The organism is Ligilactobacillus animalis KCTC 3501 = DSM 20602 (genome assembly GCF_001434535.1).
GTDB classification, from domain to species: Bacteria; Bacillota; Bacilli; order Lactobacillales; family Lactobacillaceae; genus Ligilactobacillus; species Ligilactobacillus animalis.
Window position 1 is genome coordinate 21,880 of the sequence record NZ_AYYW01000011.1, and the last position, 13,128, is coordinate 35,007.

General features: G+C 41.3%; 10 protein-coding genes and 1 pseudogene. 8 read left to right on the forward strand and 3 right to left on the reverse strand.

Annotation, left to right across the window (positions count from 1 at the left end):
• Positions 1-47 precede the first annotated feature (47 nt).
• Together FC30_RS02540 and FC30_RS09575 are read right to left on the reverse strand one after the other, a co-directional pair.
• Positions 48-2,702, reverse strand: coding sequence for a cation-translocating P-type ATPase (locus tag FC30_RS02540; protein ID WP_010688494.1), 2,655 nt, complete (start codon positions 2,700-2,702; stop codon positions 48-50).
• Between the two features lie 286 nt (positions 2,703-2,988).
• Positions 2,989-3,129, reverse strand: coding sequence for a hypothetical protein (locus FC30_RS09575; RefSeq protein ID WP_004051430.1), 141 nt, complete (start codon positions 3,127-3,129; stop codon positions 2,989-2,991).
• Positions 3,130-3,274: 145 nt separating this feature from the next.
• Here FC30_RS09575 and FC30_RS02545 point away from each other — a divergent pair.
• Positions 3,275-4,819, forward strand: a pseudogene (locus FC30_RS02545) (ABC-F family ATP-binding cassette domain-containing protein).
• Positions 4,820-4,892: 73 nt separating this feature from the next.
• Positions 4,893-5,624 carry a L,D-transpeptidase gene (locus FC30_RS02550; RefSeq protein ID WP_010688493.1) on the forward strand — a complete coding sequence of 244 codons (732 nt, stop codon included), beginning with the start codon at positions 4,893-4,895 and terminating at the stop codon, positions 5,622-5,624.
• A gap of 44 nt (positions 5,625-5,668) precedes the next feature.
• Here the strand turns inward: FC30_RS02550 and FC30_RS02555 are convergent, their stop codons facing one another.
• Positions 5,669-6,337: a L,D-transpeptidase gene (locus tag FC30_RS02555; protein ID WP_010688491.1), complete on the reverse strand. Its 669-nt coding sequence runs from the start codon at positions 6,335-6,337 to the stop codon at positions 5,669-5,671.
• 130 nt (positions 6,338-6,467) lie between these two features.
• Between FC30_RS02555 and FC30_RS02560 the strand changes: the two genes are divergently transcribed.
• The 6 genes from FC30_RS02560 to FC30_RS02585 all read left to right on the forward strand — a co-directional run bounded on the left by FC30_RS02560 (position 6,468) and on the right by FC30_RS02585 (position 13,059).
• Complete coding sequence (locus tag FC30_RS02560; RefSeq protein ID WP_010688489.1) at positions 6,468-7,886, forward strand: C69 family dipeptidase; 1,419 nt, start codon at positions 6,468-6,470, stop codon at positions 7,884-7,886.
• Positions 7,887-7,963: 77 nt separating this feature from the next.
• A complete protein-coding gene (locus FC30_RS02565) occupies positions 7,964-8,446 on the forward strand; it encodes a hypothetical protein (protein ID WP_010688487.1) in 483 nt (160 codons plus the stop codon).
• A gap of 527 nt (positions 8,447-8,973) precedes the next feature.
• The gene (locus FC30_RS02570; protein ID WP_010688485.1) at positions 8,974-10,014 is read left to right on the forward strand and encodes a methionine ABC transporter ATP-binding protein; all 1,041 of its coding nucleotides are present in this window, start codon (positions 8,974-8,976) and stop codon (positions 10,012-10,014) included.
• Complete coding sequence (locus FC30_RS02575; protein WP_010688483.1) at positions 10,007-10,693, forward strand: methionine ABC transporter permease; 687 nt, start codon at positions 10,007-10,009, stop codon at positions 10,691-10,693. Before FC30_RS02570 ends, FC30_RS02575 begins: the two co-directional genes overlap by 8 nt.
• A 41-nt stretch (positions 10,694-10,734) precedes the next feature.
• Positions 10,735-11,553: a MetQ/NlpA family ABC transporter substrate-binding protein gene (locus FC30_RS02580; RefSeq protein WP_010688480.1), complete on the forward strand. Its 819-nt coding sequence runs from the start codon at positions 10,735-10,737 to the stop codon at positions 11,551-11,553.
• 165 nt (positions 11,554-11,718) lie between these two features.
• Positions 11,719-13,059 (forward strand): hemolysin family protein, encoded by a 1,341-nt coding sequence (locus FC30_RS02585; protein ID WP_010688479.1) that lies wholly within the window; start codon positions 11,719-11,721, stop codon positions 13,057-13,059.
• Positions 13,060-13,128 lie beyond the last annotated feature (69 nt).

A 13,128-nucleotide genomic window follows, 5' to 3' on the forward strand; every position in this document is an offset into this window, starting at 1 on the left:
GTAGTAGGTCCCTTACCGTATTATTTATTCATTTTTCTTCGTACTGATCAGTCTTTGTAGATGAATTTTCTTTGGAAGAATTTCACAACTTCAACGATGATGATCATTAAAGCACCAGCGCCTAAAACGATGCCCCATTGTTCTAACGCAAGCGTTGTAACGTGGAACGTGCTATTAAAGGCTGGAACGAAGATCGTCATTGCTAATAACACAGCTGAGGCCAAGACAGCAATGTTGAAGTACTTGTTGTTGAATGTTTCCTTAGAAAAGATCGTTCCATGGATCGATTTGGAGTTAAAGGCATGGAACAATTGGATCACACCTAGAGTTGCATAAGACATTGTCAACGCATCAGCATGGATCTGAGCTGATGTCTCATGGAATGGATAGTTGATCGCGATCCAATAGACCCCAAGCGTTAGGACACCTTCCAAGATCCCTTGGTAGATGATACTTGAACCGACACCATTGGATAGGAAGTTCGACTTGCTACCACGTGGTTTCTTTTTCATGATGTCTTTTTCGCCTTTTTCAACACCTAAAGCGATCGCTGGGAACGTATCTGTGACTAAGTTGATCCATAAGATCTGGACTGGAGCAAAGATCGACCAGTTGAGCATGGTCATCATAAAGAGTGTCAATACTTCACCCAAGTTAGCCGACAAGAGGTACTGGATCGCTTTTTGGATATTGGCAAAGACCTTTCTACCTTCGCGAACAGCTAAAATGATCGTGGCAAAGTTATCATCGGCTAGGACGATATCGGAAGCATTCTTAGATACTTCAGTCCCGGTGATCCCCATGCCGACCCCGATATCAGCAGTCTTTAGAGCTGGAGCATCGTTGACCCCGTCACCAGTCATCGCTACGATCTTGCCATGTGCTTGCCATGCCTTAACGATCCGTACTTTATGTTCTGGAGCAACGCGAGCATAGACCGAGTATTTAGCCACATTTTGCTTCAATTCTTCATCAGACATTGCATCTAGATCGCGTCCGGTGATCACACCACTTTCATCATCTGGTTGAATGATACCTAAGCGGATCGCGATGGCTCTAGCGGTATCTTTGTGGTCACCTGTGATCATAAGTGGGCGGATACCAGCTGATTTAGCTTCAGCAACGGCATCTTTGACTTCAGGTCTTTGAGGGTCGATCATCCCGATCATTCCGGCAAAGATCAAGTCATTTTCAAAATTATCCGATGTTGCTTCAACGTTGCTTTCTGCTTCAGTCAAAGACTTATATGCAAAGCCTAAAACACGTAAAGCTTCGAGCGCTAATTCTTGATTGGTGTTCAAGATCTTATCTTTATCGGCTTGCGTGATCGGTCTGACTTCACCATTATCTTCGATCTTAGTTGTTCGTTGTAAGATCTCATCAACGGCACCTTTGGTCATCAAATAACGTTGGCCAGCATGCGAAACGATCACTGACATCATTTTACGTTCAGAATCAAAGGGGATCGAATTGATCCGTGGAAAATCATTTTGGACTTGTTTAACGTCCATTTGACGATCCAAATAGTATTGGATCAAGGCGGTTTCAGTCGGATCACCGACTAGGCCATCGGGCGTTTCTTGACTATCATTAGCTAAGATCATGATCTGGGCTAAACGTTTTTCAGGTGAGACTTTGAAGCTATCAGCTGCTACTAAGTTATAGTCAGTGTAGAGTTGTTCGACAGTCATCTTATTTTGGGTCAAAGTCCCAGTCTTATCAGAAGCGATGATCTCAGTTGTCCCTAAGGTTTCGACTGCTGGTAATTTGCGGACCAGCGCCTTGCGTTTAGCCATCGTCTGGGTACCTAAGGCGAGGGTGATCGTTACGATCGCAGGTAGACCTTCAGGGATCGCAGCTACAGCCAGTGAGATCGCTGTTAATAACATGTCTAAGACGGATTCACGTCCTGTCATGACCCCAAAGACAAAGATCACAACAGCGATGATCAAGATCAAAACAGTCAAGACCTTACTCAAATGGGTAATGTTTTTTTGTAGAGGAGTTACGGAGTTGTCAACTTCATCTAACATGGTAGCAATATGCCCAACTTGGGTCTGCATTCCCGTTGCAAAGACGACCGCTTCAGCTGTACCATATGTGACGCTGGTGTTCATAAAGCACAAGTTGCTTTGTTCGCCTAAAGGAGGTTCTTTTTCAGTCAAGACACTACTTTCTTTATCGACGGGCACCGATTCGCCCGTTAAAGCAGCTTCTTCGATCTTGAGAGAAGAAGATTCGAGGATCCGCATGTCGGCGGGAACGATATCGCCAGCTTCGAGCAAGACGATATCCCCTGGGACGATCTCATCACTTTTGACTTGCATGACCACACCATTGCGTTTGACACGTGAATAAGGGGTCGTCATTTTCTGTAAAGCATCGATCGCATTTTCAGCCTTGGCTTCTTGAAAGACCCCAAAGACAGCATTTAGGATCACCACTAAAAAGATGATCAAAGCATCGGATACTTCACCTGCAAGCATGGCAACTAGGGCAGCAACCATCAAGATCACGATCATCAAGTCTTTGAATTGAGCGATGAACTTTTGGAGTAAAGTTGTATGCTTCTTGGATTCTAAGACGTTAGGACCGTATTTTTCTTGACGTGCTTTGACCTCAGCTTCAGTCAAACCATTAGCTGAACTCTTTAATTCAGCAAGTGCCTGTTCTCCAGTAAGTTGATAATATTTCGTTTTCAATCACGAAATTCCTCCTTTAATGTGATTTATTAGGTTACAGGGTTATCGTATCACACTTACTTATTAAAAAGAAATTATTCGATGGTAAATTCATTGTAAATTTTATGTAAAATATTGGAAATTAAGGCAAAATAAATCCACATGTGCACACCTGACAGGGGCCCATGTGGAGCTATTTGTATTCAATTAATTGAACTTTTCCCGGGTTATCAGCAAAATCTCGCGAGTGATCCTGCAGTTAAGATATCCCGGTCAGAGCTCCACTAGTATGTCATGTGGTGCTCAATTATTTAGCAGCTTTTTCAGCTTCTTCGCGTTCCTTTAAGAAACTCAATACAGCTTGATGTTCTGCACGACGCTTCTTAACGTTTTTGTTGTTAACTGGGCGGCGGTCGTTACCAACGCCTACGTGTGTATTTTGTGACATGGTAGTCCCTCCCTTCATTACTCATGCAACTTTATATTTTAGCGAAAAACTTCCTAAATATCAAGGGTAAATTATAGTAGTTCTTTAAAAATAGCGGTTCTATGGTATAATTAGCGAAAGATTTGAGTAGAAAGAATGAATTGAAATGAGTATTTTAGAAGTAACAGATCTCTCGATGAGTTATGCGGATAAGCAACTTTATGATCAAGCTTCATTTGTCTTGAACAAAGAAGACCATATGGGAGTTATCGGCCAAAATGGTGCGGGAAAATCGACTTTGATCCGCTTGATCACGGGCCAGACTTTACCGGATGAAGGGCAGATCAAGTGGCAACGTGGCAAAAAGATCGGTTATCTCGATCAATATGCAGAATCAGCGCATAATCTGACTATTGGTGACTTTTTGCAGAGTGTGTTTAAGGGATTATACGAGATCGAAGCTAAACAAGCTAAGTGCTATGCTGATTACGCAACAACTTTTGACGATGCTTTATTGGCCAAAGCGGGTAAATACCAAGAACAGTTAGAAGCAGCTGATTTTTATGGTTTGGATGTCAAGATCGATCAAGTCATGACCGGGCTAGGGATCGATGCCCTAGGTAAAGAACCTCAAGTCAGCAGTTGTTCTGGCGGGCAACGTTCTAAAATCATTTTAGCTAAATTATTATTGGAAGAACCCGATGTTTTACTCTTAGATGAACCGACAAACTATTTGGATACTGAACATATCGAGTGGTTGATCGGTTATCTAAATGAATTTTCGGGTTGCTTTATGGTCATCTCACACGATTATGACTTTTTAGAAGCAATCACTAATATGATCATTGATGTGGCATTTGGTAAGATCACGAAATATACCGGTAGTTTCCAAGCTGCGATCAAACAAAAAGAAGTCAAAAAAGAAGTTCAACTCAAGGCTTATGAAAAACAACGACGCCAGATAGAAAAAGACGAGGCTTATATTCGCAAAAATAAAGCGGGGACACGCGCTGCAATGGCTAAATCACGGCAAAAACGACTGGATAAATTAGAGCGCTTGACGCCACCAAGTGATAATCTCCAAGCTCATTTCAACTTCCCATATCTAGAACTGCTTTCAAGTGCGACTTTGCGGGTCAAAAAGTTATCGGTGGGATATAACAAACCGTTGCCCGAACCAGTGACGTTTTCGATGAGTCACGGGGAAAAAGTCGTACTTAAGGGATTTAACGGAGTCGGAAAATCAACGTTGATCAAATCGATCTTAGGCAAGATCAAAACTTTTGGCGGGACGGCCCAATTTGTTGATGCGGCGGTGATCAATTACTTTACCCAATAGTTAACGTGGCAAGACCCCGAACAAACGCCGCTCCAAGTCTTACAAGATGCCTATCCTAAACTTGAGCCCAAGATGATCCGGCAACGCTTAGCTCGGGCGGGGATCAATGTGGCTAATACACTCAAACCGATGAAGTTATTGAGTGGGGGCGAACAGACTAAGGTCAAATTGTGTTTGCTGGAATTGAAACCAAGTAATTTCTTGATCTTAGATGAACCGACAAATCATCTTGATGATGAGACTAAGCAGGCCTTAAAACAAGCCTTGATGAATTTCCCAGGAAATGTTTTGCTGGTCACTCACGAAGCTTCATTTTATGCTGGTTGGATCGATAAGATATTTGATGTGGAAAATATCCAGCTAAAACGCTGATAAAGTTGACATTTTCCAGGCTTATCCTTATATTGAATTAAGGTCAATTAGTTAAGAAAGGATCACTTTAATTATGAAAAAAGCAAGTTGGATCCATTGGGCAGTTGCAATTATTTTAGTTGGACTTGCAGGATATAGTGCGGTATATATTCACCGTGCCGAAGAAAAAAATGCGCTAAAAGTTGAGCGTCAAGCAAAACTTGATAAGCAAGAAGAGAAACGAAAAAAAGAGCTTTTGCGGGAACAAAAAAAGCATATGCGAACACCGATCGCTTGGGACCAGCCGTCAGAGACCTTGCCATATCCTGATGTAAGTCAGGCTGTCAAGTCTAAAAAGCTCGAGCAAAAGATCTGGTTATTGGTCTCACCAAATAAACAACGCGTTTACGTGCGCCAAGGACCATATACGTTATACACGATGTATGCTTCGATCGGGAAAAATTTTGAAAATGTCAAGAATTATCAAGAAACACCAACTGGAGATTTTAAGCTTCAGAAGGAACGTGGTGAAGAATTCTACGACGCGACGAAGGGCTATGGAGCTAAATACTGGACATCGTTTAGAGGATATGGTGCATATCGCTTTGAGTCAGTGCCATTTGATCAGGCGGGAAAAGTTATCGAAAGTCAAGCTAAAATGTTAGGGCAAAAGGTGACCAAAAAACACAATGTCAAAGCATATGGTAGCATTCGTTTGAGTGTAGCTGATGCTAAGTGGATCATGGATAACCTTCCAGCTAAAACAAAAGTCGTGGTCGAAGATAATGATCCTAAGCATGATGCATGGGAGTATATGAAAGATTGATAAAAAAGGCTCACATCGAGATTTTTCGATGTGAGCCTTTTTTATTAGCCGTTGATCACGACTTTTGTACCGGTTTTTAAGTTTTCTGACATCCATTTTGAATCAGGAATGCTTAGACGGATGCAACCGTGAGAAGCGGATTTTTTACCTAGCTTTTTAGCTTCTTTGACGTTGTAATTGCCAGAAGCATCCGTTGGGACCGAATGGAAGAGGTAGATCCCATGGTCTTTGAATGAGACCCAATTATTAGCCCCTTCATTTAGGGATGTGTTGTAAAATGAATCACCGCGTTCGGGTTCGATGTAGAAAGTACCAGTTGGGGTGTAACTTTCGTATTTACCAGTTTCTTCAGCGTGATGATAACTCCCGCCAGACGAATACATCGTATAGATCACTTTATCGCCTGACATTAGGTAAGTCCGATTCTTTTTAAGATCGACCTTGACCCAAAAATCACTGACTTGGTCTAGATCAGGATAAGGTTTGGTTTCAGAAGACTTTTGCCAATCGATCGGGGTTCGCATGGTCTTACTCTCAGAAGCAGTTGTTTTTTTAGCAACTGTAGCTTTAGTCGCTTGAGTTTTTTCAGTTATCTGTGCTTGAGTCGTTGTTGAAGTTGGTGATTGTTTAGTTACACGGTAGATCAAAAAGGCACCGCAGATGATCACAGCAATCGCGAGACTCAAATAAAAGCGAGAACTTTGTGGTTTCATATTTTAGTCTATTCTATTCTTTAGTAAGTATTGTCACTATCTATTATACAGATTTCTAAAATTAATTGTAGTAGCATTAGGAAAAATTAAGGTGTAAACTTTTAAAGTGTCAGGAAGGATATGATAAGTTATGAATGAACAAGCATGTACGACGATCTTAGTAGGAAAGAAAGCCACGATCGATGGATCAACGATGATCGCGCGCAATGACGACACGTTTTTACCACTGACACCACAACGCTTTATCATGCAACCGGCAGTGCATGGTCGCCAAGAGATATGGCGCTCAACACAAAATGGGTTTGAAGCCCCACTGCCAGCTGATGGCTATCGAGCGACGATGACACCCAATGTCGATGTTGAAGGGTTAGGCTACTTTGGTGAAAGTTCGATCAATGAGAAAAATGTTGCAATGTCAGCGACCGAATCTGTTTATGGTAATCCGTTAGCTCTAGCCCACGATCCCTTTGTCGAGGATGGTTTAGCTGAGGATTCCTTACAATCAATGGTCGCACCATTTATCGATTCAGCCCGGGAAGGCGTCTTATACTTAGGTAAATTGATCAAAAAATATGGTTCGCCTGAAGGTAATGGTGTTTTGTTCGCGGATAAAGATGAAGTTTGGTATATGGAGATCGTAACGGGACACCATTGGGCTGCAACGAAGATCCCCGATGATGCGTATGCGATCGCTGCCAATCAAGTTGCACAAGATTACATAGATTTTAATGACCCCCAAAACTATTTGTGGTCAGAAGGTTTACAAGAATTTGTAGAAAAATACCACTTGAATCCCGATAAGTCGACGTTTAATTTTAGAAAGATCTTTGGGACTGACAATGAAAAAGATCGACATTACAATACGCCCCGGGTATGGTATGGTCAACGTTGCTTTAACCCAGAGATCGAACAAGATCCACAATCAAGTGATCTACCATTTATCTGCCGTTCTAAGCGGTTGTTGAAAGTTGAAGATCTGACATATATTTTAGCTTCTCACTACAACGAAACTAAATACGATCCTTTGGGACATGGTAGTCAAGCTGATAAGCTCAAATTTCGCCCGATCTCATTGAACCGGACCCAAAATTCGCATGTTTTACAGATCAGAAATGATGTCCCAGCTAAAAATGCAGCCTTGATGTGGATCTGCTTTGGGGTCCCAACATTTACCCCATATGTGCCATTCTATACGAATGCGACTGATACTGATCCAAGCTGGAGCCAAACGCCATTGGATTATGATATCACCAGTGCTTATTGGATGTATCGGACGTTATCGATGCTGACTGAATCGCATTACACGCAATTTATACAAAAAAATCGCGATTATCTGATCCAAACACGTGAAGTTTTACACCGTTTGCTCAGTGAAGTCGACAATGGAGTAGCTGATTTGAACGGTGAAGAAGCAACGACCTATTTGACGAAGCAAAATTATCAGATCGTGGCTAAAATGCGAGAGCTGACGATGAAAGCGATCGCTGATTGCATCACTGGCGGACTAGAATTATCCAAATTGACCTTCGATATGGATAAGAATCTTTAAAGTTGTGATATAAAATTTTGTAATTTGGAGACTTTTTGTGTAGAATGTTCACTGAGATTTAATTGGGGTGTGAAATAATGGAAATCAAAGTCAGTGATTTTATCACAACAGTCACAGAAGAAAAATTTAATCGAGATACGATCTTAGCTACACTTGCACAAGTTGAAGATCTAGGAATTGCAGATAGCTTAGCTCCGATCATGGAAAAGATGATGGACACAATCAAGCAAGGTCAACTGGGACAAGCTGAGCTTTCGATCGAAGGTAGTGACGAACCGATCTATATCCGACTTGAGACGGGGATCATTAATTTACCCTTTGAGAATATCAATCGGGTCGCTAATTTCTTTGATGAGCCCGAGGCAGTAGTTCCAGTGAATGTCTATCTGGTAGTTGTTTCACCTGATTTGAATGTATCGGGGCTACATATTATGCAGATCTGTCCGGCAAGTGACTTCGCCAAAGGACAAGGCCAAGATGCTGTAATGGTCGCTGTCGCTGAAAGTCTAAAACAGATCCAAGAAAATAAAGCCCAAAAAGAAAAAGTACCAGCTGAATAAACTAAAGTTCCAAACTTCGAGCGGAGTTTGGAACTTTTTGATATAAAAGTAATTTAATAATAAAGTATCAGTTAGGTTAGTTTTTTATAATTTTATTTTGAGAGTAAAACCCAGTGATATCAAGTGATTTTTGCTGATGACAAATATTTTTCAAAAAAATATTAAAAAATTTATTGACAAATTAAAGAAATAAAGATAATATCAAAGCAACAAAGATAACTAAATATTTAAAGACGTTGATGAGAAGAGTAGTCTGTTGGAGTAGATAGACAGAGACCCTCGGTTGCTGAAAAGGGGGATCGAAAGAAGAGATGAAGATGAGCTCGGAGTCTGATCGTTGGTGCAAGCTTGCGGTCCGTTTTAATGCGATATAATTTGAGACTACTGATTTAGAGTTAGTAGTTGATGAGTCTACTTTTGTGAAGAAGTAGAAAAATAAGGTGGTACCGCGAGTTTTCGTCCTTTTAGGGATGGAAGCTTTTTTTTTGCCCTAATTTTAAAATTAACGATGAGAAAGTAGTGATCAAATGATTGAATTTAAGCAAGTTTCAAAGACTTTTGCGACTGCCAGTGGTCAAGTTGATGCGGTCAAAAATGTTGACTTGACCATCAACGCGGGCGAAGTTTACGGGATCGTCGGTTTCTCTGGCGCCGGTAAGAGTACATTAGTCCGCATGTTGAATGGCTTGGAAACACCGACCAGTGGTGAAGTGATCATCAATGGTAAGCGGATCGACAATTTAAAAGGCAAAGAGTTACGTGATCAAAGAAAGAAGATCGGTATTATTTTTCAACATTTTAACCTCTTGTGGTCACGAACTGTTTTAGAAAATATTGAATTTCCGCTTGAATTAATAGGTGTCGCTAAAGAAGAACGCCACAAGAAAGCTAAGCATTTAGCAGATCTAGTTGGTTTAGGTGAACGGATCAACGCATATCCTTCCCAACTTTCTGGGGGCCAAAAGCAACGGGTCGGGATCGCACGTGCGTTAGCGACCGATCCAGACATTTTGATCTCGGATGAAGCAACCAGTGCGCTTGATCCTCAAACGACCGATGAAGTTTTAGATCTACTCGATGAGATCAATGAAAAACTTAATTTGACGATCGTGATCATCACCCATGAAATGCATGTTATCCGTCGTTTAGCCGATAAAGTTGCCGTGATGGAAAATGGCCAAGTGATCGAGGAAGGCCCCGTATCAGAAGTCTTCACACATCCAAAAGAAGAGTTGACCAAACGCTTTGTCAGTGCTGAAGTTGATACCAAACAAACAACTGATGTCAAACAAGTTGTCGCTAACTTGCTTGAGAAAAATCCACAAGGTAAGCTAGTTGAGCTCAAGTTCCACGGTCAACAAGTTGAACGCCCTGTGATCAATGAATTGAGTAAGAATTTCCCTGAACTAGAGATCAGTATCTTAGAGGGTTCGATCCATCAGTTAGCGGATAAAGGGACGATCGGTTCATTATTCGTTCAATTAGTGGGACCAGTTGAACAGATCAAAGAAGCGTTGACTTTATTAGAAAAACTTGAAGTGGAAGCGAAGGTGATCGAACATGGATAGTCAAGGTTTAGCATCATATTTTGAATTTAAAAATGTGAATTGGCCCGATCTTTGGGCCGCCACTTGGGAAACAGTCTGGATGACCGTTGTTTCGGTGGCAATTGTAGCAATTTTAGGATTGTTATTAGGTCTGTTGCTTTATGAAACATCAGATAGTAAGAGTTTTGCAGTTAGAGCTTTAAATTGGATCGTGGCATTGTTCGTCAATGTTTTCCGCTCGATCCCCTTTATCATCTTGATCGTCTTGTTACTCCCAGTTACTCAGGTAATTGTAGGGGCGATCACGGGTGCTAAAGCAGCGATCCCATCGTTAGTCATCTCAGCCGCTCCGTTTTATGCTCGCCTAGTTGAGTTAGCCTTCCATGAAGTTGATGGGGGCGTGATCGAAGCCGCTGATGCGATGGGAGCAACCAAATGGCAGATCGTTTACAAAGTTTTGATCCCTGAAAGTCTACCAGCTTTAGTTTCTGGGATCACAGTCACAGCGATCTCATTGATCGGATACACTGCTATGGCCGGTGCGATCGGAGCTGGTGGTTTAGGACAGTTAGCCTACACTGACGGGTTCCAATCTTACAACAATGCGATCACTTTAGCTGCTACAGCGGTGATCGTGGTCATCGTCTTTGTCTTCCAATATCTAGGCGACTTTTCAGTTCGCAAGATCGACAAGCGTTAGTTAGTAATTATAAAAAATAAACATTTATGGAGGAGATCACTATGAAAAAAGGTATCAAGCATTTATTAGGTATTACAGTTGCAGCCACAGCCCTACTTTTAGGGGTAGCCAACACAGCTAAAGCAGACACAACTTTGACCGTCGGGGCTTCAGCGGAACCACATGCTAAGATCTTAGAACATGTGAAACCTGAATTGAAAAAACAAGGCGTTGATCTAAAAGTTAAAGTTTTTAATGACTATATCTTGCCAAACAAGGCTTTAGCTAATAAAGAATTGGATGCTAACTACTTCCAACACGTACCATTTTTGGATAACTGGAACAAGAAAAATAAAGGGACTTTGATCAATGTTGGTGGTGTTCACCTTGAGCCGATCGGGGTCTACTCCAAGAAATATAAGAGTCTAAAAGACTTACCAAAGAACGCAACAGTTTATGTTTCAAGTAATGTGGCTGACTATGGTCGTGTCTTACAGATCTTTAAAGATGCTGGATTGATCACCTTGAAGAAAGGGACAAACTTGACGAGTGCAACCTTTGAAGATATCAAAACTAACAAGAAAAATATCAAGTTCAAGCACACATTTGAAGCTAAATTGATGCCTAAACTTTATGAATCAAACGAAGCTGATGCAACAGTCATCAATGCTAACTATGCAGTTCAAGCTGGGATCGATCCTACTAAGAAGGCGATCGCATTAGAAAAGAAGAATTCACCTTATGTAAATATCATTGCTGTTCGTAAGAGTGAAAAGAACAACAAAGCGGTCAAGAAATTAGTCAAAGTACTTCAATCCAAATCAACTCAAAAATGGATCGAAAAAGAATTTGACGGCGCTGTGATCCCAGCAACTAAATAATTGCCCTAAAGCACCTAGGTTTATTCGTCTAGGTGCTTTTTGTTTAAAAAAATGATATGATTATCTATAGTAGAAACGAGACTGGACTTTGACTGTTACTGTGATAGAGCTGTGGGAGCCAGAATCAAACAAGATAACTATTTTTTGAATGGAGATGGAGTTAATATGTCTAGTGGTCAGGCGATAACGAATCTGATCATCATCTTGATTGTTTTTTATTTTGCTGCTTTCTTTGTGGCGGCTGAGTTTGCGATCGTATCAGTACGTAAAAGTGCGATCGAAAGTGCGTTAGAGAATGGAGAAGGAAACCAACGGAAGCTTAAATTAGCCTTAAAGATGGTCACCAACATGAATGAGTATCTTTCAACGACCCAGGTCGGGATCTCGACAACAGGGATCATTTTAGGTTGGATCGGGGCTGATACCTTGACTAAGATCTTGACGGATGTTTTAGGTTTCATGCCGATCAACCATGCGACAACTGTGGCGATCAGTGCGATCTTAGGGGTCGTGATCTTAACGTATCTTGAAGTGGTCGTGACCGAGATCGTGCCTAAAAATATCAGTATCGATATGCCATTAAAAGTGATGATGTTCATTGTAACGCCACTGCATTACTTCCACGTGGTATTTTACCCATTTGTGTGGTTGCTGAACGCCTCAGCTTCCGGGATCGTGCGCTTAGTCGGATTAAAACCAGCTGGTGAAGGTCAGGATGTCTTATCGCAAAGTGAGATCTTGAGTATTTCACGTAATGCGGTGACTGGTGGTGCGATCGATAAAGATGATTTTGTATATATGCAACGTGCTTTTGAATTCAACGATAAGGTCGCTAAAGATATCATGGTCGACCGGACGAGTTTAGAGGTCGTTGATATCACAGATACAGTACATGATGTGATCGAAAAGTATCTGCATAAAAAGTATACGCGTTATCCAGTGGTCGCTAATAACGATAAGGATAAGATCTTGGGGTATGTCTATATCTATGATATGATCCGTCAAGCTCAAGTCGATGATACAGTTCGGGTAAGTAAATTGATGCGGACGATCATTACCGTCCCAGAGGTCACTCCGATCCAAAAATTACTGCAAAGTATGGTCCAAAAGCAAACACCGATCGTAGTTGTGTTAGACGAATACGGTGGAACTAGTGGGATCGTAACTGACCGTGATATCTATGAAGAACTATTTGGCACGGTGCGTGATGAAGCTGATGATGTGATCCAAGAAGATATCGTGGATAACCATGATGGGACCTATCGTGTTTCAGGGAAGACGACTCTTTATGATTTCCAACGCTTCTTTGATTTCTATACCAATGATTTCCAAGAAGCTGAAAGTGTAACGATCGCAGGTTATCTTTTGGAAAATTATAAAGTTGAATTGGGGACCGTCATTACGTTGGGCGACTTTGACATCAAAGTTACCGATTTTAGCCGAAACTATATCGAATGGATGGAAGTCAGCCCCCACCAAGAAACTGAAGAAAAAACCGAGAGTTAAACAATGAGAAGAGATCAAGGAAAAACTTGATTTCTTCTTTTTTAAAATCTAAAAAGTTGCTCAAAATAT

Bases quoted from the DNA above. Each gene is read 5' to 3' on its own strand.
- FC30_RS02560 (WP_010688489.1), top strand. From the start codon at position 6,468: ATGAATGAACAAGCATGTACGACGATCTTAGTAGGAAAGAAAGCCACG.
- FC30_RS02580 (WP_010688480.1), top strand. From the start codon at position 10,735: ATGAAAAAAGGTATCAAGCATTTATTAGGTATTACAGTTGCAGCCACA.
- FC30_RS02555 (WP_010688491.1), bottom strand. From the start codon at position 6,337: ATGAAACCACAAAGTTCTCGCTTTTATTTGAGTCTCGCGATTGCTGTG.
- FC30_RS02570 (WP_010688485.1), top strand. From the start codon at position 8,974: ATGATTGAATTTAAGCAAGTTTCAAAGACTTTTGCGACTGCCAGTGGT.
- FC30_RS02565 (WP_010688487.1), top strand. From the start codon at position 7,964: ATGGAAATCAAAGTCAGTGATTTTATCACAACAGTCACAGAAGAAAAA.
- FC30_RS09575 (WP_004051430.1), bottom strand. From the start codon at position 3,129: ATGTCACAAAATACACACGTAGGCGTTGGTAACGACCGCCGCCCAGTT.
- FC30_RS02585 (WP_010688479.1), top strand. From the start codon at position 11,719: ATGTCTAGTGGTCAGGCGATAACGAATCTGATCATCATCTTGATTGTT.
- FC30_RS02550 (WP_010688493.1), top strand. From the start codon at position 4,893: ATGAAAAAAGCAAGTTGGATCCATTGGGCAGTTGCAATTATTTTAGTT.
- FC30_RS02575 (WP_010688483.1), top strand. From the start codon at position 10,007: ATGGATAGTCAAGGTTTAGCATCATATTTTGAATTTAAAAATGTGAAT.